Genomic DNA, 21,608 nt, shown 5'->3' on the forward strand with positions numbered 1-21,608 from the left:
GCAACGTTCGGACGTCGTACCCGAGGCATGGGTGCCGGGGGTGGCCGCACTCACCGGGAGGGTGTCGCGGCGGCGGTGGTGCGGGCGTCCGCGTGCGGCGCGGACACCAGGGCGTGCAGCCGGAGGGCCACGGCGGGCGGTGCGGAGCCGGCCTCGCCGCCCAGGTTCTCCAGGAGGTAGGCGAGTCGCCGGTGGTCCTCGGTGGAGACCGTGAGGAGGTCCATCAGTTCGGCGAGCGCGGTCTCGGCCCCCGGGTCGTCCTCGGCGGCGCGGACCCATTGGCGCATGGTGGCGAGTGCGGAGGCGGAGCACACCGGGTCGTTGAGGACGCGGCGCCACAGCGCGGCGAGGGAGTGCCGCAGCACCGCTCCGTCCGTCCCCTGCCGGGGGTCGGCCCGGGCGAACAGGTCGAGCAGCAGGGGGCGTCCGGTGCCCGCGGGCCCGTCCGTGGGTCCGCAGGCGTGGACCATGGTCCGGAGGACGAAGTCCCTGGTGGCGCCCTGGGCGAGGCGCGGCAGGGCCTCCCACGGTCCGGCGACGGCGTCCCAGTCGTCGCGGGCGGCCGCCTCCTGCCCGGCGGCGAGCAGCAGGGCCGCGGCCGACTGGGCGAGGTCGTCGCGCTCTTCCGCCCAGCCGCGGGCGGGTCCGCCCCGGGCCTCCATGCCGCGGACGGCCTCGGTGAGCGCGGTGAGCGCCTCCTGGGGGAAGGCGTCCCCCACCAGGGCGTAGCAGCGGACGGCGGTCCAGCGCAGGCGGTGGTCCGGGGAGGTGCACCACTGCGCGAGGATGCGGGACACGTGCGGAGCGCCCAGGTGGTGGGCGAGGGCCAGCGCGTTGGCGGCGGCGAGCCGGCCGCGCAGCCGGCGGTCGGCCGCCCAGGAGCGGATGAGCAGGGCCATGGCCGACGGCAGGTCGGCCGCGGCCATGACGGCGGCGGTGGCGGCGGCGCGGGTACGGACCACGGGCCGCGGGTCGGCGGCGAGGTGCCGCAGCCAGGCCACGAGCGCGGGACGGGCGGACGGGTGGCCGGTCCAGACCTCGCGCAGCAGGGTGATGGCGGTGAGCCGGTCCCTGAACTGCACCTTCGTCTGGAGCACCGGGCCCCAGTCGGTGTCCTCCGGCTCCTGGTAGCGGTCGGCGAGCGCCCGCTCCACCCGTTGGGCGCTGGAGGTGCCGAAGACGGGGATCCGGGCCGGCTCCCCCGGGTTCTCGATGCGCTGGAGGAGGCCGAAGAGGACGTCGCTCAGTTCCGCGGTGAGGGGGTAGGGGGCCTCGTCGAAGGTGGCGAGGGCGATGAGGAAGGCCTTGTCGTGCAGGGTGTGGTCCGCGCTGTCGAACCACTCCCGGACCTGCCGTTCGGCGGCGAAGTGGCCGAACGCCCCGAGGTCGGCCAGGGACACCGTGCCCCGGGCGTAGCCGGCGACGCGTTCGGCGAAGCGGGCGGTGTCGGCGACCGGCCGGTGGTGGGCGAGGACGGACCGTACCTCGTCGAGGGCGAGCAGGGCGTCCACGCCGTGCCCGCCGAGGTCCTCGTGCCGGAGGTGTCCGGCCAGCAGCGCGGCCGGTGCCGGTGGCCGCCAGGCGACGGGCGCCACGCCGCCGTGGACGACGGGGTGGGGGCCGACGACGAGGACGAGGTGGCTGTCGGTCGCGTGGAGCCGCTCGCTGAGGGCACGGATGTGGTGCTCGCGCAGGGGGCGTTCGGCGCTGGTGACGAAGTCGGCGACGAGATGGCCGCAGCCCTCGCGCAACTCCCCGGCCAGCCGTCCGGGCGGGAGCGCCGGGTCGAGGGCCCGGTAGGAGCGCGCGCCGGCCGCGCGGAGCAGCATGAGGGCCGCGGCGCCGCGGCCGGTGGTGGCGGGTCCGGAGAGCACGGCCACACGGTGTTCCCTGAGTCCGGCGAGGGCCAGGGCGAACGGGCTGCCGGGCTCCCACGGTTCGTCGCCTTCCCGGGCGTCGCCCGGGGCGGTGCCGTCGTCCTCGTCGTCGGCGGCGTCCCGGGGCGGGTAGACGAAGGTGCGTGCCAGGGCCTCGACTTCGGTGCGCGGGATCTCTCCGGACCGTTCCTCGGTGTCGGCGCCGAGGTGGTACTCGACCTTGCTGCCGCCGAGGATGACGTCGCCCGTGACGTGGCCGCCGCTGACACCGTGCTGGTCGCCGCCGACGAGGGAGCCGCCGATCCGGGCGGAGTGTCCGAGCATGATGCCGGGGCTGTGCCGGTAGAGGTCCCGGCGGGAGTCCCAGGCGTGTTCCGTCTCGTCCCCGGTGTCCGTCGCCTCCTCGGCGCCGGTGGGGTCACCGGCTGCGTCCGGCGTGTCCGGGTCGGTCCCGGACCGCTCCGGGCGCGGGTCGCGGGCGTCCTGGCCGGCTTCGTGCTCGTGGGGTGCGTTCACCGCCGGCTCCCGTCCGTGGTGTCGTCCTCGGTGCGGGTGCCGCCGAGCACGACGTCACCGGTGACGTGGCCGCCGCTCACGCCGTGCTGGTCGCCGCCGACGAGGGAGCCGTGGATCACGGGCGCGCCGTGGAAGTGGAAGACGGCTCCGGGCGGCCGCTCAGCGGGGGCGGCGGGAGGCGTCCGGCCCGCGGCAGGGGCCCCGGCCGGCTCGGCGGCCCGCGCGGGTGCGGCCTGCGCGGGTGCGGCCTCGGGTGCCGCGGCCGGTGCGCTGCCGCGGGCGGTCGGCGGCCGGTGCGTCGAGGCGCCCTGGTGGATCCAGGCGGGCAGCGTGCCGTCCTTCACGGTGACGTCGGTGTGCCGGAAGAGTTCCGGCCGGACCCCCCGGTGGCCGTGCCGGACCACGCCCTCGTACACCGGTGCGCTCACCGCGAGGACGCAGTGCTCGTCACGGCGTGCCGCGAGGGCGGACCGCAGGACGTCGGCGTCGAGCAGCCGGCAGGCCTGGTTGAGGTCGTGTCCGACGAGTCCCCCGGTGGTCCCGGCGTGCGGGTCGTGGGCCACCTCGCCGACGGCGAGGACGATCCTGAGCCGCATCTGGGCGCTGTCGGAGGCGAGCAGGTTGTGCTCGTGGAGGAGTTCGGGGGTGGTGGTGACCAGGGTCCGCAGCAGCACCGTCTTGGCCACGTCCCCGCTGAGCAGCACGATCAGGCCGTCACCGCGGTCTTCGCGGTACTGCTGGGTGGCCTCGACGCCGGCGGCCTCGAGTGTCTCGTCCACGATCTTGTTCAGGGAGCGCCGCAGGACGGCCTGCACCACGTCGTCGCGACGGCTGAACCTCTCGATGTCGAAGAGCAGGATGGTCCGGTTGACAGGCTCGCGCATGGCCGCCTTCCGCTGGTGAAACGGCCCGCTCAGGGCCTGGTGGACTCCAGAAGATGCCAGAGGCGGGGAGTGCGGGGCGACGGAAGTCAGCACATTCGGAATGTGACCGCGTGCACAGAGTGCGGTCTGGGAGAGCTGGTGCCACGGCCCCGGTCAGCCGTTCCCGGAGCGTGCCATCTGCCGCAGCACCTCGGGGCGCACGACGATGATCCCGCGCCGTCCCGTGCGTACGACGCCCCGCTCCCGCAGCTGTTTGAGGAGCCGCGCGACGGCCTCGCGGGAGGCGCCGACCGAGCCCGCCAGCTCACTCTGGGTGAGCCCGGCCGTGAGGCGGACTCCCTCCTCCGACTCCTTGCCGTGGGTGTGGACCAGTTCCAGCAGGAGCAGGGCGAGCCGCTCCTGCACGGTGAGGGCGGCGAACTGCACCCGCCGCCGGTCGCTGTCGCGGGTGCGGTCGGCGGTCAGGGCGAGCAGTTTCCGTGCGATGTCGGGGCGCTCGTCGAGCAGGGAGCCGAACCGGTCGGCGTCGATGGCGAGCGCCTCGATCCGCTCCAGCGCGGTGACGGTCGCGCCGCGCGGCCGCCCGCTGAGCAGGGCCTGCTCGCCGACGATGTCCCCCGGCCCCCGGAGGGCGAGGAGCGCCTCGTATCCGTTGGGCGCCGCCGAGGTCACCTTGGCCCAGCCGGAGAGGATGACCAGGACGTGGGAGGAGGGTTCGTGCTCCCGCAGCAGGACCTGTCTCGCGGGGAAGGTCAGGGGATCGCCGCTGCGGAAGAGCGCCTGCCGGTCATCGGTGTCCAACCGGACCACGAAGGGGACCTGGTCCTCGAACTTCCTCAACTGTCTCTCCCCGGCTCCCCGTTCGGGCCGCCCCCGATCAGGCCAGGCCGGGAGGTTAACGCATCCCGGAGCCCCGGGGAGGCCCGCGGCCTCCGGATCACCCTCACGGTCCGCGGCTTTCGGCCACCGCGGCCACCGCGGTCCCGGTCGGTCGCGCGGACGTCCCGGTCGGCGGTCCCGGCCGGGGCGGGACGGGGACCGCGGGGCGGCCGAGGCCCCGGACACACCAAAGGCCGCCTTCCCTCGAAGAGAAGACGGCCTCCGACCTGCGAAAAGCAGAGTCGGGACGACAGGATTTGAACCTGCGACCCCTTGACCCCCAGTCAAGTGCGCTACCAAGCTGCGCCACGTCCCGTTGCCCGTCTGACCTGGTACTTCCCCCGGCCGAACGCGCACGGAAACCATACCGCACTCGGGGCGGTGATCGCGCACGCGTTTACCGGCGGGTGAACCGCACGGAGCCCTTGACCTGAAGTTTGGTCGAGGTTGCACGATCGCCGTATGACGATCACCGGAGAAGACACCCGTACGTACGGGTACACGGATCTGCCCGCCCTGATGGGGCTGATGACCGGCGACGAGAAGCACGGTCCCGCCGCCACGTCCACGCTGGACGTGCTCTGGGTGCTCTACGACCGGGTGCTGCGGGTCGGACCGGAGCGGATGGACGACCCGGGGCGGGACCGGTTCCTGCTGTCCAAGGGGCACGGGCCGATGGCGTACTACGCCGTACTGGCCGCCAAGGGGTTCCTGCCCGTGGCGTGGCTGCCGGGCTTCGGCTCGTACGACTCCCCGCTGGGCCACCACCCCGACCGGGTGCTCGTGCCGGGGGCGGAGATCGGCAGTGGGTCACTGGGGCACGGGTTGCCGATCGCGGTCGGCACCGCGCTGGGGCTGCGCGCCCAGGGGCTGCACGAGCCGCGGGTGTGGACGCTGGTCGGGGACGCCGAGCTGGACGAGGGCAGCAACCACGAGGCGATCGCCTTCGCCGGGCCCGCCGGTCTGGAGGCGCTGCACACCGTCGTCGTCGACAACGCCTCCGCCTCGTACGCCCGGCCCGGCGGGATCGCCGCCCGCTTCGAGGCGGCGGGCTGGTCCGCGCGCACGGTCGACGGCCGCGACCACGACGCGCTGTACGACGCGTTCACCGCGCCGCATCCGGGCCGGCCGCACGTGGTCGTCGCCCGCGTCGAGCCGAAGAACGCGTGAGCGGGAACACCCGAACCCCTCCGTACCGCACCACCGACCCACCCCGTGGCACCACCACCGAAAGGACATGACCCCGTGGACACCATGCGTGATCGATTGGCGCCCGTCGTCACCCGGCTGCTCGACGAGGACCCGCGGGTCGCGGCGGTCCTCGCCGAGATCGGCGCGGACGGCTTCACCGAGGCGCGGCGCCGCCACCCGGACCGGGTGGTCAACGTGGGCATCCGGGAACAACTGCTGGTGGGCGCGGCGGCCGGGATGGCGCTGACCGGGCTGCGGCCCGTGGTGCACACCTTCGCCAGCTTCCTGGTCGAGCGGCCCTTCGAGCAGGTCAAACTGGATCTCGGGCACCAGGGCGTCGGGGCGGTGCTGGTGAGCGCCTCCGCCTCCTTCGACTGGCCGGCCGGCGGGTACACGCACATGGCGCCGGGTGACGTGGCGCTGCTGGACACCCTGGACGGCTGGACCGTGCACGTGCCGGGGCATCCGGACGAGGCCGAGACGCTGCTGCGGCACGCGGTGGCCGCCGGTGACGACAAGGTGTACGTGCGCCTGTCGACGCAGTCCAACGCGCACGGGCTGCCCGTGGACGGGGAGCGCTTCCGCACCGTCCGCGAGGGCCGCCGGGGCACCGTGGTCGCCGTCGGGCCGGTGCTGGACGCCGTACTCGACGCCACGGAGGGCCTGGACGCCACCGTGCTGTACGCCACCACCGTCCGGCCCTTCGACGCGGCGGGCCTGCGCCGCGCGACGGAGGCGGCGGGGACGGACGTCGTGCTGGTCGAGCCGTATCTGGCGGGCACGTCGACGGCGGCGGCGAACGACGCGCTGGCCGAGGTGCCGCACCGGGTGCTGGGGCTGGGGGTGGGCCGGGCCGAGCTGCGGCGCTACGGGACGGCCGACGAGCACGTCGCCGCGCACGGGCTCGACGCCCGGTCGCTGCGGGCGCGCATCGGCGGGTTCCTCGGCGCGGGCGGGGCGCTGCCGCCGAGGGCGTGAGGCGGTCACCCGCCTCCTGCCGGGGCGAGCGGCGTCGCCAACACCCCGGGTGGCGGCAGCCGGAGCCCCCCTCCGGCCCCGGCTGCCGATCACCGTCCCGGATCATGCCACGGGGCACTGACAACGCCCCGGGAGTCCTCAGCCGGCGGGCGGCAGACCCAGCCGGGGGTGTGCCTCCAGCAGCCGCGTCGGGGCCGCTTGGCGCCAGGAGTCGGCGAGGATGTCCCGCAGTTCGGCATCGTCCTCCAGTGCGGCGAGGCGCACTCTGACCCAGGCGAACTGTGCCTCGTGGTCGGCGATCCAGAACTTCTCCGGTTCGGCGAGGGCCAGTTCGTCGCGCTCCTCCTTGGGGCAGCGCACGGCGATGGAGGTCTCCTCCTCGGGCAGGGTGGCGAACATCTTCCCCGCGACCCGGAACGTGGGCATGCTCCAGGCGATCTTCTCCGTGGTGTCGGGCAGGGACAGGGCGATCCGTCGTACGTCTTCGGCATCCGGCATGGCAGGCACCGTAGCGCCTGCCCCTGACAATCACCTGGTGGCAGGCGATATCGCGCCCGTTGCCGGTCGCTTGTAGTAGATGGTGGTCGGGCGCAGCACCCCGGCCGGGTCCGCCGCGTAGTCGGGGATGGCGCCGACGGCGGTCCACCCGGACGAGCGGTAGAGGTGCTCGGCGGGGCTGCCGGTCTCGGTGTCGAGGTGCAGCAGGGTGATGCCCCGCGCGGCGGCCTCCTCCTCCGCGACGGCCAGGAGCGCGCGGCCCAGCCCCCGGCCGCGGGCCGCGCGGTGCACCATCAGCTTCACCAGTTCCGCGCGGTGGGCGCTGTTCGGCTTGTCGGGGAGGGCGAGGCTCACGGTTCCCAGCACCCGGCAGCCGGGTTCCTCGCGGGCCGCCCACACGGCGAGCCGGCCCGCGGCGACGGCCTCGCACCGTTCGCGCCACCAGGCGGCGGCCTCCGTACGGCCGAGCGGGGCGAGGAAGCCGACGGAGGCGCCGCCCGCCACGGTGTCGGCCAGCAGGTCGCCCAGTTCCCCGGAGAGGCCGTGCAGCAGGGCGGCGTCGAGACGGACGGTGTTCACGGCCGCACCACCGCCAGTGCGTAGCGCACCGCTCCGGGGCCCGGGCAGCGGAACCGGGTCGGTCCCCAGACGCGCAGTCTGAGGCAGTCGCCGGCGCCGAGGTGGTGGTCCGTGTCCCGGTCCGTCACGGTGAGGGCTCCTTCCAGGACCCAGATGTGCTGTTCCAGGCCGGCCACGGGCGGCCGGTCGTAGGCGATGTCCGCACCGGCGGCGAGGCGCCCCTCGACCAGTTCGCCGCGCAGCCCGCCGTGCGGCGGGGACACGGACCGGCGGACGAATCCGGCGGCCCTGTCCTCCCACACGGGCTGGTCGGCGGCGCGTACCACCGGCTCGGGCTCCGCCTCGACCTCGCTGAGCAGCTGGGACATGGTCCGCCCGTAGACGGCGCACAGGCGGTTGAGCAGGGAGGCGGTGGGGCTGGTCTCCGCCCGTTCGGCCCGGGAGAGGGTGGACCGGCTGACGCCGCTGCGCTCCGCGAGTTCTCCGAGGGACCACCCGCGTTCGCCCCTGAGCTCGGCCAGCCGTGCGCCGAGCCGGACGTCGACGGGGTCCGGAGCCGACGGCTCCCTCTCATCGTGTTTCACATCCGGGACGATATCCCGAATACGGGACGGCGGCTGTGGTCCGGGTCACTCGCGGCCTCCGAAGGCCGCCGGCGTGCGCTCCAGCACGGGCAGGGCGCGCACCACCCGTTTCGAGCGGATCAGCAGGTCCCACGCGGGTTCGACGTTCTTCCCCACCCCTCCTCGGCCGCCGCGCGGAGCGCGTCGAGGACCGGACGGATCAGCGGGTGCTCCTCCGCGCCCCGGCGCACGGCGGCGAACACCCGGCGGGTGGGCGCCACTCCGTCGACCGGGCGGACGACCACGCCCGCGAGGTCCATGCCGCGCAGCGCGGACCGGGGCACCAGGGCGACGCCGACGTCCGCCGAGGCGAGGGCGACCACCGCGCGGAAGTCGTCCGAGGAGTGCTCCAGCCGTGGCTGGAAACCGGCGTTCTCACAGGCCAGTACGACCACGTCGTGGCACGGGTTGCCGGGGTAGGGGCCGATCCACGGGTCCTTGGACAGGTCGGCGAGCGGCACCTCGGCGGACCCGGCCAGCCGGTGGGTGACGGGCACGACCGCGTCGAAGGGCTCGGCGTACAGCGGTACGTGGGTGAGCCGGGGGTCGTCGGCGGGCGGCGCCCCCCGGTACTCGACCGCCACGGCGACGTCGACCTGCCGGTCGAGCACCATCGGCAGGCTGGCGTCGCCCTCGGCGTCCTGGACGCGGATCCTGATGCCGGGCGCGGTGCGCGCGAGCCGGGCCACCGCCGGCGCCACGGCCTGGGCGATCCCGGTGGCGAACGCGGCGACCGTGACGGTCCCGGCCTCCCCCGAGGCGTAGGCGGCCAGTTCCGCCTCGGCCCGCTCCAGCTGGGCGAGGACCGCGTTGGTGTGGCCGAGCAGGATCTCCCCGGCCGCGGTCAGCCGTACGCCCTTGGCGCCGCGCTCGACCAGGCGGTGGCCGGTCTCCTGCTCCAGGGCGGCGAGCTGCTGGGAGACGGCCGAGGGGGTGAGGTACAGCGCGGCGGCTGCCGCCGTGACCGTGCGGTGGTCGGCCACCGCACGGAGGATGTGGAGCCGCCGTGCCTCGATCATGGATCCGATTGTCTCAAATGCAGCGGTGCGCTCCGGTCAGCCGTCGAGCTCCGCCCGGGCCGCGACGAAGGCGTCCACCGCGCGGTGCACGTCCTCGGTGGAGTGGGCGGCGGACAGCTGGACACGGATGCGGGCCCGGTCCTGCGGCACCACCGGGTAGGAGAAGCCGATCACGTACACCCCGCGCTCGAGGAGCAGCTCGGCCATGCGTCCCGCGCGGGCGGCGTCGCCGATCATCACGGGGGCGATGGCGTGGTCGCCGGGGAGGATGTCGAAGCCCTCCTCGGTCATCCGGCGGCGGAACAGGGCGGTGTTCTCGGCCAGCCGGACGCGCAGGTCGTCGGCCGACTCCAGCAGGTCGAGGACCTTCAGGGAGGCGGCGGCGATCACCGGGGCGAGCGTGTTGGAGAACAGGTAGGGGCGGGAGCGCTGGCGCAGCAGGGCGACGATCTCCGCGCGGGCGGCGACGTAGCCGCCGGAGGCGCCGCCGAGCGCCTTGCCGAGGGTGCCGGTGATGATGTCGACGCGGTCCATGACGCCGTGCAGCTCGGGCGTTCCGCGTCCGCCGGGGCCGACGAAGCCGACGGCGTGCGAGTCGTCGACCATGACCATGGCGCCGTGCCGGTCGGCGAGGTCGCAGATCTCGTCCAGCGGGGCGACGTAGCCGTCCATGGAGAAGACGCCGTCGGTGACGATGAGCGTGCGGCGGGCGCCGCCCTCGGCGGCCTCCTTCAGCTGGCGCTCCAGGTCGGCCATGTCGCGGTTGGCGTAGCGGAAGCGGCGGGCCTTGGACAGCCGGATGCCGTCGATGATCGACGCGTGGTTCAGCGCGTCGGAGATCACGGCGTCCTCGGGGCCGAGCAGCGTCTCGAAGACGCCGCCGTTGGCGTCGAAGCAGGAGGAGTACAGGATCGTGTCCTCCTGGCCGAGGAACGCCGACAGCCGGGCCTCCAGCTCCTTGTGCACCTCCTGGGTGCCGCAGATGAAGCGGACGGACGCCATGCCGTAGCCCCAGCGGTCCAGGGCCTCGTGGGCGGCGGCGATCACCTCGGGGTGGTCGGCGAGGCCGAGGTAGTTGTTGGCGCAGAAGTTGAGCACCTCGCCGGGACGGCCGCCGGCGGTGACGTTCACGGTGGCGGACTGCGGGGTGCCGATGACGCGCTCGGGCTTGTGCAGTCCGGCGGCGCGGATCTCGTCGAGGGTGACGCGCAGGTCGTCGCGTACGGAGTCGAACATCTCAGAAGCTCCTAGGGAGGCGGATGGCTTACGCGGTCCAGTCGAGGATGACCTTGCCGCCCTTGCCGCCGGCCGCGTCGTCGAAGGCGGCTTCGAAGTCGCGGTATCCGTAGCGGCCGGTGATCACCGGGGCGAGGTCGAGACCGCCCTCCAGGAGCACCGACATGGCGTACCAGGTCTCGAACATCTCACGGCCGTAGATGCCCTTGATGGTGATCATCGAGGTGACGATGCGGGCCCAGTCGACCGGGAACTCCTCGGCGGGCAGGCCCAGCATGGCGATCCGGCCGCCGTGCGTCATGTTGGCGATCATGTCCCGCATGGCCTCGGGGCGGCCGGACATCTCCAGGCCGACGTCGAAGCCCTCGCGCAGGCCGAGGGTGTGCTGCCCGTCGGCGATGGTCGTCCCGGCGACGTTCAGCGCGAGGGTGGCGCCGATCTTGCGGGCGAGTTCCAGGCGCTCCTCGCTGACGTCGGTGACGACGACGTTGCGCGCGCCGGCGTGCCGGGCGACGGCGGCGGCCATCAGGCCGATCGGCCCGGCGCCGGTGATCAGGACGTCCTCGCCGACGAGCGGGAAGGACAGCGCGGTGTGCACGGCGTTGCCGAACGGGTCGAAGATCGCGGCGACGTCGAGGTCGACGGGCACCCGGTGCACCCAGACGTTGGTGGCGGGGAGCACCACGTACTCGGCGAAGGCGCCGTCGCGGCCGACGCCGAGGCCGACCGTGGCCCGGCACAGGTGGCGGCGTCCGGCGAGGCAGTTGCGGCACTTGCCGCAGACCAGGTGGCCCTCGCCGCTGACCCGGTCACCGGTGGTGATGTCGGTGACGTCCCGGCCGGTCTCGACGACCTCGCCGACGAACTCGTGCCCGAGGACCAGCGGGGTGGTGATCGCCTGCTGGGCCCAGCCGTCCCAGGACCGGATGTGCAGGTCGGTGCCGCAGATGCCGGTGCGCAGCACCTTGATCAGCACGTCGCCGGGTCCGACGGCGGGCTCGGGGACGTCCGCGAGCCACAGCCCGGGCTCCGCCTTCTGCTTGACCAGCGCCTTCAACGCTACGGCTCCTGAGGGTGAGTCCCCGTTCCCGGGCACGCCGAAGCGGCCCCGGTCCGGGAGGAGGAGTGGAATCGCACTGCAATCTGCCGTACAACACCCTCACCGGTCCATCGAGGTTTTCTTAAGCGCGGCCACAGCTTTGCTTCACGCCGTCACCCGTCCGGCCGTGCCGCCCGCCCTCACAGCGGCAGCCCGTCGCCCTCCCGCCGTTCCAGCCGTCCGACGAGGTCGGCGGCCTGCGTCTTGATGGCGGCGAGTCCGGGCTGCCCCCAGGCGCGCGGCTGGACGTCGGTGACCGCGACGGTGCCGAGCACCATGCCGGTGCTGTCGATGAGCGGCGCGCCGAGGTAGGAGCGGATGCCGAACTCGTCCACCACCGGGTTGCCCGCGAACCGCGGGTAGTCGCTCACGTCCTCCAGGACCAGCGCCTTGCGCCGGGCCACCACATGGGGGCAGAAGCCGTGGTCGCGGGGGAGCGTCCGGCCCAGCAGGGCGCCGGTGCCGTCCGCGCGCACCACCGGTGCGACGGCCGGGGTGTGCAGGCCCGCGAAGAACTGCCCTTCCTCGCCCAGGAAGTTGACCATGGCGTACGGCGCCCCCGTGAGGTCGGCCAGGGCGTACGCGAAGGCGTCGAGCGTGGGTTCGGGGTGGTCCCCCAGTCCCAGTCCGCGCAGCCTGCGGGTGCGGTCCGGGGCCTCCTTGTCCTCGGGTGTGAGCAGCAGACGACCGGCCGGGCGTGGCGGGTCGTAGCTCATGGGCGGGCTCCGGGGATGTGGGCGAGGTTCATGGACAGGCTCCCTGAGGGTGTGTGGGGGTCACATGTGGGCGCCATACCCCGTCGTGGCGGCCGGGGCGTGGGCGATGAGGTGGCGGACGAGGGTGAGCAGGGTCTGGACGCCGGAGCTGGAGATCCGGGCGTCGCAGCAGACGACGGGTACCTCCGGAGGGAGGTCGAGGGCGGCGCGCACCTCCCCGGGGTCGTAGCGGAAGGCGCCGTCGAACTCGTTGACGGCGACGATGAATCCGAGGCCGCGCTGTTCGAAGAAGTCGACCGCCGCGAAGCACTCCGCCAGGCGCCGGGTGTCGGCGAGGATGACCGCGCCGAGCGCGCCCTCGCAGAGCTCGTCCCACATGAACCAGAACCGTTCCTGGCCGGGGGTGCCGAACAGGTACAGCACGTGCTGGGCGTCGAGGGTGATGCGGCCGAAGTCCATGGCCACGGTCGTCTCGACCTTGTTCTCGATGCCGTCGAGGTTGTCGGTGCCGGCGCTGACCGTGGTGAGCAGTTCCTCCGTGCTGAGCGGGGCGATCTCGCTGACCGCGCCGACGAAGGTGGTCTTGCCCACGCCGAACCCGCCCGCCACCAGGATCTTGAGCGCGGTGGGGAACGGGGCGTCCGCGTGGTCCGCGCCGCCCACGTGGTCAGAGCTGTCGTCGTAATCCATCGAGCACTGCCTCCAGTAGGGCCCGGTCCGTCGGGTTGTGGTGGAACGCGGGGGGCTTGTCGGTCAGCGCCCCGCATTCGACGAGGTCCGCCAGCAGCACCTTGGTGACGGCCACCGGCAGCCTGAGATGGGCGGCGACCTCGGCGACCGGGACGGGAGCGCGGCACAGGTCGAGGGCCTGCGCGTGCTCGGGGCCGAGGTAGCCGAGGGGGGTGGCGCCGGTGGCCCGCACCTGCGACATCAGGTCGAGTGCGACGGTGGGGCGGGTTCGGCCGTTGCTGACGGTGAAGGGGCGCACCAGCCGGCCGGCCGCGTCGTCGAGCCAGGGCCCGTCACCGGCCGCCGTCATGCTCAAGGCCTCATCGCCTGGGATCCGACGCCCTGCTGCCGGGGAGCGGTCATCAGGTACGGGCGGACGGACTTGACCAGCATCGCCATCTCGTAGCCGAGGACGGCGGCGTCGGCCTCACGGCCGGCCAGCACGGCGAGGCAGGTGCCGGAGCCGGCGGTGGTGACGAAGAGCAGCATCGAGTCGAGTTCGACGACGACCTGCCGGACGTCACCGCCGTCGCCGAAGCGGTTTCCGGCGCTGCGGCCCAGCGAGTACAGGCCGGAGGCCAGGGCGGCCATGTGGTCGGCGCTGTCCGGGTCGAGGCCGTGGACGGACTTCACCAGTCCGTCGCAGGACAGCAGGACGGCACTGCTGGTGTGCGGTACGCGTTGCACGAGGCCGCTCATCAGCCAGTCGAGATCGGATACCTGGGCGGTCGGCGCATCGCTCGCCATGGTGGATCGACTCCTTGGGGTACGAAGGTCTGTGGGAGCGCTGGTGGTGCGGAGGGGACTGCTCATCCGGCGGGGGCGCTCCCGTCGTGCCGGGGGGTGTGGTCGGTGCGGGGTGCGGGAGCGGACGGCCGCGGTGTGCCGGGCGACTCCCGCTGCGACTCCGCGAGGCTGATGCCCCGTTGGAAGGCCGCCATCAGCTGGGGGTCGTGGCCGGCGACGTCGTCCGTGTCCTGGCGGGGTGCGGGTCCGTCGCGGAGCTGCGGCGCGATGTGTTCCTGGGCGCGTCGGCGGGGCAGCCGGGGTTTGCCCATGGTGCCGCGCACCGGGCCGGGGCCCGGGGTGAGGGGCGCGCCGGTGGTGTCCGTGATGAGGGCGTCCCGGCCGGTGGTGAGGGCACCGGGTTCCGTCTCGGCGGGGTGGGGGCGCACCTCGCGGGCGCCGCGCAGGGGCAGCGGCGGGGCGGCCGGACCGGTGCCGGCGGAGGGGGCGCGCACGAGGGGCTGGGGTGCGACGGGCGTGAGCGGCACGGAGGGTGCGCTGCCGGGCTCGCCGCCGTGCGGGGGCCCCTGTGCGGGCACCGACGACAGGTGCCGGGCCGCCGGGTCCGCGTCGGGGCCGCCGTCCTGCGGGGGCCATCCCGTGCCCACGACGCCCTGGCCGCCGGCGGTGGCCCCGGGGTCGGTGCCGAGCAGCGCCTGGGGCACCACGAGCACGGCCTGGACGCCGCCGTAGATGTTGGACTGGAGCCGGACGTGGATGCCGTGCCGTTTGGCGAGCTGCGAGACCACGAACAGTCCGATGCGGCCGTCGGCCAGCAGGCTGGCCACGTGCACCTGGCCGGGGTCGGCGAGCACGGCGTTCATCCGGTCCTGCTCGCCGATGGGCATCCCGAGCCCGCGGTCCTCGACCTCGACGGCGAGTCCGGAGGTGACGAGGTTGGCCCGCAGCAGTACCTGGGTGTGCGGGGCGGAGAACACCGTGGCGTTCTCGACGAGTTCGGCGAGCAGGTGGATGACGTCGGCGACGGCGTGCCCGCGCAGCGTGCCGTCGACCGGCGGCACGAGCTTGACCCGTGAGTACTGCTCCACCTCGGCGATCGCCGAGCGCAGCACCTCGGTCATGGGGACCGGGTTGCTCCACTGCCGCCGGGAGACGGCCCCGCCGAGCACGGCGAGGTTCTCGGCGTGGCGGCGGATGCGGGTGGCGAGGTGGTCGACGTGGAAGAGGCCCTTGAGCAGGTCGGGGTCCTCCATCTCGTTCTCGAGCTCGTCGAGGAGGGAGATCTCCCGGTGCACCAGGGACTGCAGCCGCCGGGCGAGGTTGACGAACACTTCGAGCTTCTGTTCGCTGCCCGCGTGGCTGGAGAGCCGGGAGGCCTGGACGACGGCGCTGACGGCGCCGTCGTGGGCGCGGGCGAGGTCGGCGGCGAGCAGGTCGAACTCGTCGCCGTCCGCGGCCGGTTCGGCGCCCGGCACCGGTGGGGGCGGGCCGTCGCCGTCGCGCAGTGTCTCGACGAGGGCGCGCAGGTCGCCCTCGCGCCGGGCGGTGCTCCGGCGCAGGGCGCCGACGCGGTCCTGCACGGCCCGGGCGGCGCGGTCGGCCGCCACGGCGGCGATGACGATGCCGGCGAAGGTCACCGACGTGGCACCGCCGAGTACGGCCCACAGGGTCATGCTCGGCCGCACGCCGGTGGAGCGGACGGTGAAGAGCACGGCGGCGCAGGCGCTGAGGGCCACCGCGACGGGCGGCAGTACGGCGAGACGCAGCAGCTGGGGCCGTATCGGTGTCTCGGGCGGCGCGGGAGCGGTCCGCGCGGGCGGGCGCCCGTGCCGTCCGCCCTCGCGCCGGTCCTGACGGGTGGCCGGTGCGGCCCGGCGGGCCCCGTTGGCGGCGGTGCCGGCCACCACCACGGTGCCGCCGGGGGCCGACGCTCCGGTACCGGCGGGGGCCGACGCTCCGGTCGCGCCCCCGGCACCGGCCCGATGTCCCGGGGTGCCGGCCGGGCCCGGGCGTCGGGGTCCTTCGCCCCGCCCACTCCCTCGTCCGCCTTGTGGCTGCACGTACCGGTCCCCGCTCCCTGATCCCGACCCCATCGACGCGGCTCCTGGGCGCATCACGCCCTGCGGCGTGAGCCGCCGCGTCGCCCGATCGACACTCACCGTAGTCGCCACCGCATCATGTGCGGTGGGCAGTTGACAAACTGGTGCGGACAGCATCCCGCTCTGGTATGAGGCTTCGTACGACAGACCGATAACCCGCCCGAGCCGGGGATCGTGAACGAGCAGAGAGCGATCCAAGCTGGTCACAAGCGGTCAGGCGGCCACGGGGCACTCTGGACCCTCCCTCCCCTGCCGCCCACCGCGTGCGCGCGACTCCGGCCCACCGGCGAGCCCGCGGGGCACCGGAACACCCCCTTCCCTCACGGCCAGAACATCACTCACCGTAGCCAAAAGGGGGAGCGTACGCGGAGATCGAGGCACGACCGGGCGCCCTGCCGGGCACAACCGAGGGGGCGTCGGCCGACGTCGGCGTGGCTGGGGCCGTGGGGGCCGCGGGGCCCGGATCCTGGACGCATGCGAGAGCAGCAGCGGTACGACGTGTGGTCGGCCGGGGACGCCTACGAGCGGTACATGGGCCGCTGGAGCCGTCGTGTCGCCGAGCGGTTCGGCGCCTGGCTCGACCCCGCCGACGGTCTGCGGTGGCTGGACGTGGGCTGCGGTACGGGCGGCCTGACGGCCGTGGTGTCCGCCCGCTGCCGCGCCCGCACGGTGCTGGGGGTCGACCGGTCGGAGGGTTTCGTCGCCCGAGCACGGGCGTCCGCCTCCCCACCCGCGCACTTCGTCGTGGGTGACGCGATGGCGCTGCCCGTACGCGACGAGGCGTGCGACGCGGCCGTCAGCGGCCTGGTCCTGAACTTCCTGCCCTCCCCCGCCGCGGCGGTCGCCCGGATGGCGCGGGTGACCCGGCCGGGCGGCCTGGTCGCCGCGTACGTGTGGGACTACGCCGAGGGCATGGGCTTGCTGCGCCGTTTCTGGGATGCCGCCGTCGCGGTGGACCCGGCCGCGGCCCCGCTGGACGAGGGCCGCCGGTTCCCGGTCTGCCGCCCGGAGGCGCTGCGCGCGGTCTGGGCCGGGGCGGGACTCGCGGACGTGTCCGTCGTCCCGATCGAGGTGCCGACGGTCTTCACCGGCTTCGCCGACCTGTGGGACCCTTTCCTGGCGGGCCAGGGTCCCGCGCCGGGGTACCTCGCCTCCCTCGACCCGGCCGCCCGGAAGCGGGTACGGGACGCGCTGAGCGCGACGGTCCCCCGGGAGGCGGACGGCTCCGTCGCGCTGACGGCACTGGCCTGGGCGGTACGGGGCCGCAGGACCGGCCGGGCTGCCCGGTAGTGGGGAGCGGGCGTCGCCCGGCTGCGAGGTGGGCCGCTCCGGGGCCGGGGGCCGGAGTCGCCCGTTCGGCTCGTCGCCGCGACGGGATCGGCGGGCTCGAGACGGTACTTCCGCCGCGCGCCGCCGACGCCGGCCGCGCCTACCCGGGTCCGCCCTCGCCGTGCGCCGACGCGAGGCCGGCGAGCGCGCGGAGCGTCGCCTCCGCCTCGGCGATCAGCCGGTGGACGAGTTCGGCGGCCGGGGCGACGTCGTGGACGAGGCCGGCGGTCTGGCCCGTCAACGGGATCAGTTCGTGCGCGGTGCCGTCGCGCATCGATGTCATCACCTCGCCGCGCAACGCGTCGGCCCGGGCGGCGGCCTCCTCGGGGCCGGCGTTCCCCTCCTCGACGAACCGGGTGCGCAGCGACCGGGGGACGGTCGTGTACCCGCCCTCGGTGGGCGGGGGCAGGATGTGGTCGACGAACTCCACTTTGACGGCGTCCTGACTGGCGGCGGAGACGATCGCCGCCTTCCAGTCGTCGCTGACCCCGCATTCGGCCGAGGCCAGGAAGCGGGTGCCGATGTTCACGCCCTGCGCGCCCAGGGCCAGTGCCGCGGCGATGCCCCGACCGTCGGCGACGCCGCCGGAGGCGAGGACCGGCACCGGGTGGACGGCGTCGACGACCTGCGGCACCAGCGCCATGGTGCTGACATCGCCGCAGAACCCGCCCGCTTCGGTGCCCTGGGCGCTGATCACGTCGACGCCGGCCTCGGCCGCGCGCACCGCCTGCTCGACCGTCGTCACCTGCTGCACGAAGACCGCGCCGGCTTGGTGGACGCGGGGCACCAGGCCGTCCGGTTCGCCGAGCGCGAAGGAGAACACCGGTGGCGCCTCGGCGATCACCGCCTCGAAGACCTCGGGGTCGAAGGGCCGCCGGGTCATGTTCAGCGCGAACGGGCGGTCGGTGAGATCGCGCAGCCGGCGTACGTCCTCGCGGACCTGCGCCGGCGTGCGCAGTGTGGTGGGGACACTGCCCAGCGCCCCGGCGTTGCCGACGGCCGCGGCGAGCCGCATGCTCTGCTGCCAGGGCCCGCCGAGCGGCCCCTGCACGATCGGCACCTCGATGCCCAGCACTCCGCACACCGGTGTCCGCAGCATGGCGCCTTCCTTCCGCAGGACCCCGAGCCAGGGACTTCCCGGACATCAAGCCTAGGCGGGACGGTTCCCGGCCACCTGTCGAACCCGGTCGACGGACACCCTCGTCCTCCCGTGCCCGGATGCGGGTCCCGGCCCGTCCTCCTAGCATGCGGACATGCCCGACCTGGTGTCGCGGCGACTCGGCAGCGGGCCGCCCCTGCTGGTCGTCCGCCAACTCGACCGCGACGGCTGGACGCCTGTCCTGGACCGTCTCGCCCGTGAGCACGAGGTGGTGGCCGTCGACCTCCCGGGCTTCGGTGACAGCCCCCCGCTCCCCGCAGGGACCACCTCCACCGTCGAGGCACTGGCCGCCGCCGTCGCCGAGTGGCTCCCCCGCGCCGGGCTCACCCGCCCGCCCGTCGTGGGGAACTCCCTCGGCGGGGCCGTCGCCCTGGAACTGGCGCGCAGCGGCGCGGTCGGCGGCGCCGTCACGCTGTCCCCCATCGGGCTGTGGACCGGCCCCGAGGCCGCCTACGCTCTCGGTTCGCTCCGCGTGGCCCACGCGGTGGCACGAGCCTGCGGCGAGCGTCCCGGCTGGATCGCCGCACACCCGGTCGGGCGCACCGTGGCCTTCTGGCAGCTCGCCGCCCGGCCCTGGCGGATCCCGGAGGCGGCGGCCGCCGGCGCGCTGCGCACCCTGGTCCGCTCCCCCGGCTTCGAGCCGACGCGGCGTGCTGTGCGCGCCTACCGGCTGCGGCCCTTCACGCCGGAGGTTCCGGTCACGGTCGGCTGGGGCACGCGGGACCTGATGACCCCGCCCCACCAGGCGCTCAGGGCGGCCCGACTGCTGCCAGGCACCCGGCACGTCTCCCTCAAGGGCTGCGGGCACGTACCGATGTCCGACGACCCCGGGCAGGTCACCCGGGTGGTGCTCGACGCCCTCGGCGTCTGATCCGGCCGGGCGACGCCGGAGAACCGTTGAACGCTCACCTTCCCATCACAATTCCGTCACTTACCCCTCCCGGCCGCTCTGTCGGCACTTCACACCCCTTACGGTCATCTGGCACCAATTGATTCATGGGAGACGCATGTCGTACAGCCAGATGCCGCCCGCACAGCCGCAGTTCGCCGGACCCCCGTCCGAGCCGCCTGCGCAGCCCGGCGGAACGCCGAAGTGGGCACGGAAGCGCATCGCGATCCCGGCCGCGTTTCTCGTCTTCTTCGTCGGGGTCGGCGTCGGCTCCGCCGGCGAGGCCGAAGGGGACGGAACGAGCGTCAGCGGCAAGGGCGGGCCGCAGCCCACCGTCACGGTGACGCGGACGGCCACCGCCGAGCCCTCCCGGACCGCGGCCGCCGAGCCGGCCGGCGACGACAAGCCGTCCGCGGACGCGCCCGAGACGGCAACCGTCCCCGACTTCGTGGGCATGGGCCTGCAGTCGGCACAGGACACGGCGCAGAAGGCCGGTTTCCACGGGCTCACTTCACACGACGCGCTGGGCCGGGAACGCATGCAGGCGTTCGACCGGAACTGGAAGGTGTGCAGTCAGAACGTGAAGGCCGGCACCTCGAAGCCGACCGACACCGACCTCGACTTCGGGGCGGTGAAGCTGGAGGAGGACTGCCCGGCGAAGGACGAGAAGCCTCCCACCGCCGACGGCGGCACGATGCCGGACTTCACCGGGAAGTCGGTGAAGGCCGCGCGTTCCGCCCTGGACTCCGGTGTCTCCCTCACGGTGGAGGACGCGCTGCCGGACGACCGCTGGGTGCTGGTCGAATCGAATTGGAAGGTGTGCACGCAGGAACCGGCCGCCGGCGCATCGCTCGACGGGCAGCCGGTCACGCTCAAGGCGGTCAAGTTCGAGGAGTCCTGTCCCTGACCGCCGGCCGGGCCACGGCGGGACACCGGGCCACCTACGTCACGGAGTTGACGGGGCCCGCCTGGCGCCCACGGTCCGCCGGCCAAGGCCACGGCCTCTCCGGACGCACGCACCCCGCGGATACGGAGTCGACGTCGCCGGGTGACGAGCGCGTCCCCGGCGTCAGGACCCCGGGTCCGGAGCAGCCGCTCGGGCCGCTGCTCCGGACCCGCGGACCGGTCAGTTGACGGCCAGGACCGCCGTGTTGTTGCCGAGATCCGGGTCGAAGTCGAAGGGGTGCTCGCCGAACTCGCCGAACGAGGGGTGGAGGCTCACGGCACCGGTCGCGCCGGGCACCACCGTGTCGATGCGCACGGAGAACGCGAAGGTGCGCCGGGTGTCCTCCAGCACCCAGTACCGCAGGGTGCAGTCGTAGCGCGGGGCGCCCGTCTGCTTCGGGTGGTAGCCGCCGTCGAGGGTGCGCGGGGAACAGCCGGACGGCACGCCGGTGACCGTGAGGCCTGCGGGAACAACCAGCCGGACCTCGGCGACCGGGTCGCCGGAGCCGAGGTTGCCGAACCAGGCCGGGCCCTTGTTCTCGAAGGTGAGTTCGGCCGTGGCCGTCTCGCCCGCCGTGCCGGAGACGGTGTCACCGGTCACGGAGAAGTCCGCGGTGTTCTCCGCGCCGATCCGGAGGGCCTGGTAGTCGTTCTCGGAGTCGATGTCCTGGGCGCCGCCGCCCGGTTCGACGTCGATGTCGAGCCGCTCGCTCAGCGCGTGCGGGGCGAGTCGCACCGTCAGCGGCTCGGGCAGCTCGAAGGAGTCGCCCGGCGCCAGTACCTGATCGAACGTGCAGGTCGCCCTGGTCGACGGCGCGTAGTCGCCGCCGTCCGACGTGGTGTAGGCGCAGGCGTCGTACCGGGTCAGCTCCGTCAGGCCGTACGAGGCGAACAGCTTGACGGTGAACCCGTTCGCGCTCCGGTTGCCCTTGTTGGTGACCTTGAACGGGATCGTCCGCTCGTCGCCGGGCAGACCGTCCTCGATGTCGGCGACGGGGTCGATGGCGAGGTCGGGTCCGGCGCCGACGGTGAGCGTGGTGTCGAAGCTCTCGTGCGGCGCGGTGAGCGTCCCGTCGGGGCCGCCGGTGGCCGTCGCCTCGTAGGTGATCCTGCCCCGCGCGCCGACTTCGGCGCCGTCGGCCGCACGGACCGTCAGGTACACCTGGTCCTCGTAGTCGCCCCCGGTCGCGGGGACCACGGGGATGTCGCACACCGCGCCGGCGCCGCTCGGCGTGCAGTTGTCGGACCAGGCCACCTCGGCGACCCCGGCGAGGTCGGAGATGTCGACGGTGAGCCTGCCGTCGGTCACCGTGAAGTTGTCGTTGTCGTGGGAGAGGCCGACGCCGAGCGTGCGGGACTCCGGCCGACCGCCGTCGGTACCGATCGGCAGCGTCTGCTCGTACGGCGTGTTGATCCACAGCTGGTCGGTCTGGGGCGGGTCGTCGGCGGCGAACGCGGGCGAGGCGAGGCCGGTCACCAGCAGACCGGTCGCCACCGCCACGGCGGCACCGGATCTGAGACGTACCGGGCGTCCAGCGGATAACAGACTCATTGCTACCCCCCAAGGGTGTGTTACGGCGACTGGTGCGCCGGAAGCCCCCGGCGCACCGGAAGGA

General features: G+C 74.1%; 21 protein-coding genes and 1 tRNA gene. 5 read left to right on the top strand and 17 right to left on the bottom strand.

The window, feature by feature from the left end; translation table 11 throughout:
• Nucleotides 1–50: 50 nt before the first annotated feature.
• The 4 genes from FHX78_RS03560 to FHX78_RS03575 all read right to left on the bottom strand — a co-directional run bounded on the left by FHX78_RS03560 (nucleotide 51) and on the right by FHX78_RS03575 (nucleotide 4,472).
• Nucleotides 51–2,393 carry a hypothetical protein gene (locus FHX78_RS03560; RefSeq protein ID WP_145866000.1) on the bottom strand — a complete coding sequence of 781 codons (2,343 nt, stop codon included), beginning with the start codon at nucleotides 2,391–2,393 and terminating at the stop codon, nucleotides 51–53.
• Complete coding sequence (locus FHX78_RS03565) at nucleotides 2,390–3,277, bottom strand: hypothetical protein (RefSeq protein ID WP_145866001.1); 888 nt, start codon at nucleotides 3,275–3,277, stop codon at nucleotides 2,390–2,392. Before FHX78_RS03565 ends, FHX78_RS03560 begins: the two co-directional genes overlap by 4 nt.
• A 153-nt stretch (nucleotides 3,278–3,430) precedes the next feature.
• Nucleotides 3,431–4,117 (bottom strand): Crp/Fnr family transcriptional regulator, encoded by a 687-nt coding sequence (locus FHX78_RS36650; RefSeq protein WP_167531671.1) that lies wholly within the window; start codon nucleotides 4,115–4,117, stop codon nucleotides 3,431–3,433.
• A gap of 281 nt (nucleotides 4,118–4,398) precedes the next feature.
• Nucleotides 4,399–4,472, bottom strand: a tRNA-Pro gene (locus FHX78_RS03575).
• Between the two features lie 146 nt (nucleotides 4,473–4,618).
• On the opposite strand from FHX78_RS03575, the gene FHX78_RS03580 reads away from it, so the two are divergent.
• A complete protein-coding gene (locus tag FHX78_RS03580) occupies nucleotides 4,619–5,326 on the top strand; it encodes a thiamine pyrophosphate-dependent enzyme (RefSeq protein WP_145866002.1) in 708 nt (235 codons plus the stop codon).
• 75 nt (nucleotides 5,327–5,401) lie between these two features.
• Nucleotides 5,402–6,325: a transketolase family protein gene (locus FHX78_RS03585; RefSeq protein WP_145866003.1), complete on the top strand. Its 924-nt coding sequence runs from the start codon at nucleotides 5,402–5,404 to the stop codon at nucleotides 6,323–6,325.
• Between the two features lie 138 nt (nucleotides 6,326–6,463).
• Here the strand turns inward: FHX78_RS03585 and FHX78_RS03590 are convergent, their stop codons facing one another.
• The 11 genes from FHX78_RS03590 to FHX78_RS03640 all read right to left on the bottom strand — a co-directional run bounded on the left by FHX78_RS03590 (nucleotide 6,464) and on the right by FHX78_RS03640 (nucleotide 15,475).
• Nucleotides 6,464–6,823 carry an MmcQ/YjbR family DNA-binding protein gene (locus FHX78_RS03590; RefSeq protein WP_145866004.1) on the bottom strand — a complete coding sequence of 120 codons (360 nt, stop codon included), beginning with the start codon at nucleotides 6,821–6,823 and terminating at the stop codon, nucleotides 6,464–6,466.
• Between the two features lie 30 nt (nucleotides 6,824–6,853).
• Nucleotides 6,854–7,402, bottom strand: coding sequence for a GNAT family N-acetyltransferase (locus FHX78_RS03595; RefSeq protein ID WP_145866005.1), 549 nt, complete (start codon nucleotides 7,400–7,402; stop codon nucleotides 6,854–6,856).
• Entirely contained in the window at nucleotides 7,399–7,986 is a 588-nt protein-coding gene (locus tag FHX78_RS03600) for a helix-turn-helix domain-containing protein (RefSeq protein WP_145866006.1), read from the bottom strand. Before FHX78_RS03600 ends, FHX78_RS03595 begins: the two co-directional genes overlap by 4 nt.
• Before the next feature lie 119 nt (nucleotides 7,987–8,105).
• Complete coding sequence (locus tag FHX78_RS03605) at nucleotides 8,106–9,044, bottom strand: LysR family transcriptional regulator (protein WP_145866007.1); 939 nt, start codon at nucleotides 9,042–9,044, stop codon at nucleotides 8,106–8,108.
• Between the two features lie 36 nt (nucleotides 9,045–9,080).
• Complete coding sequence (locus tag FHX78_RS03610) at nucleotides 9,081–10,280, bottom strand: glycine C-acetyltransferase (RefSeq protein ID WP_145866008.1); 1,200 nt, start codon at nucleotides 10,278–10,280, stop codon at nucleotides 9,081–9,083.
• A gap of 28 nt (nucleotides 10,281–10,308) precedes the next feature.
• Nucleotides 10,309–11,337 (bottom strand): L-threonine 3-dehydrogenase, encoded by a 1,029-nt coding sequence (tdh, locus tag FHX78_RS03615; RefSeq protein WP_145866009.1) that lies wholly within the window; start codon nucleotides 11,335–11,337, stop codon nucleotides 10,309–10,311.
• Between the two features lie 182 nt (nucleotides 11,338–11,519).
• Nucleotides 11,520–12,095, bottom strand: a complete 576-nt coding sequence (locus FHX78_RS03620) for a GAF domain-containing protein (protein ID WP_145866010.1) — start codon at nucleotides 12,093–12,095, stop codon at nucleotides 11,520–11,522.
• A 60-nt stretch (nucleotides 12,096–12,155) separates the two neighbouring features.
• Nucleotides 12,156–12,785: a GTP-binding protein gene (locus FHX78_RS03625; RefSeq protein ID WP_145866011.1), complete on the bottom strand. Its 630-nt coding sequence runs from the start codon at nucleotides 12,783–12,785 to the stop codon at nucleotides 12,156–12,158.
• The gene (locus tag FHX78_RS03630) at nucleotides 12,763–13,134 is read right to left on the bottom strand and encodes a DUF742 domain-containing protein (RefSeq protein WP_142191808.1); all 372 of its coding nucleotides are present in this window, start codon (nucleotides 13,132–13,134) and stop codon (nucleotides 12,763–12,765) included. The genes FHX78_RS03625 and FHX78_RS03630 overlap by 23 nt, the downstream gene beginning before the upstream one ends.
• Before the next feature lie 2 nt (nucleotides 13,135–13,136).
• Nucleotides 13,137–13,571, bottom strand: coding sequence for a roadblock/LC7 domain-containing protein (locus FHX78_RS03635; RefSeq protein ID WP_145866012.1), 435 nt, complete (start codon nucleotides 13,569–13,571; stop codon nucleotides 13,137–13,139).
• A gap of 62 nt (nucleotides 13,572–13,633) precedes the next feature.
• Nucleotides 13,634–15,475: a sensor histidine kinase gene (locus FHX78_RS03640; RefSeq protein ID WP_229923920.1), complete on the bottom strand. Its 1,842-nt coding sequence runs from the start codon at nucleotides 15,473–15,475 to the stop codon at nucleotides 13,634–13,636.
• A 669-nt stretch (nucleotides 15,476–16,144) separates the two neighbouring features.
• Here FHX78_RS03640 and FHX78_RS03645 point away from each other — a divergent pair.
• Nucleotides 16,145–16,960 carry a class I SAM-dependent methyltransferase gene (locus FHX78_RS03645; RefSeq protein ID WP_145866014.1) on the top strand — a complete coding sequence of 272 codons (816 nt, stop codon included), beginning with the start codon at nucleotides 16,145–16,147 and terminating at the stop codon, nucleotides 16,958–16,960.
• 139 nt (nucleotides 16,961–17,099) lie between these two features.
• Here FHX78_RS03645 and FHX78_RS03650 read toward each other — a convergent pair whose 3' ends face one another.
• The gene (locus FHX78_RS03650) at nucleotides 17,100–18,098 is read right to left on the bottom strand and encodes an NAD(P)H-dependent flavin oxidoreductase (RefSeq protein WP_145866015.1); all 999 of its coding nucleotides are present in this window, start codon (nucleotides 18,096–18,098) and stop codon (nucleotides 17,100–17,102) included.
• Between the two features lie 154 nt (nucleotides 18,099–18,252).
• Between FHX78_RS03650 and FHX78_RS03655 the strand changes: the two genes are divergently transcribed.
• Both FHX78_RS03655 and FHX78_RS03660 read left to right on the top strand, forming a co-directional pair.
• On the top strand, nucleotides 18,253–19,029 hold the full coding sequence (locus FHX78_RS03655; protein ID WP_145866016.1) for an alpha/beta fold hydrolase: 777 nt from the start codon (nucleotides 18,253–18,255) through the stop codon (nucleotides 19,027–19,029).
• A 136-nt stretch (nucleotides 19,030–19,165) separates the two neighbouring features.
• Nucleotides 19,166–19,954, top strand: coding sequence for a PASTA domain-containing protein (locus FHX78_RS03660; RefSeq protein WP_145866017.1), 789 nt, complete (start codon nucleotides 19,166–19,168; stop codon nucleotides 19,952–19,954).
• 219 nt (nucleotides 19,955–20,173) lie between these two features.
• Here the strand turns inward: FHX78_RS03660 and FHX78_RS03665 are convergent, their stop codons facing one another.
• Nucleotides 20,174–21,493 (bottom strand): COG1361 family protein, encoded by a 1,320-nt coding sequence (locus tag FHX78_RS03665; protein ID WP_229923919.1) that lies wholly within the window; start codon nucleotides 21,491–21,493, stop codon nucleotides 20,174–20,176.
• Nucleotides 21,494–21,608 lie beyond the last annotated feature (115 nt).

The organism is Streptomyces capillispiralis (genome assembly GCF_007829875.1).
Lineage (GTDB): Bacteria > Actinomycetota > Actinomycetes > Streptomycetales > Streptomycetaceae > Streptomyces > Streptomyces capillispiralis.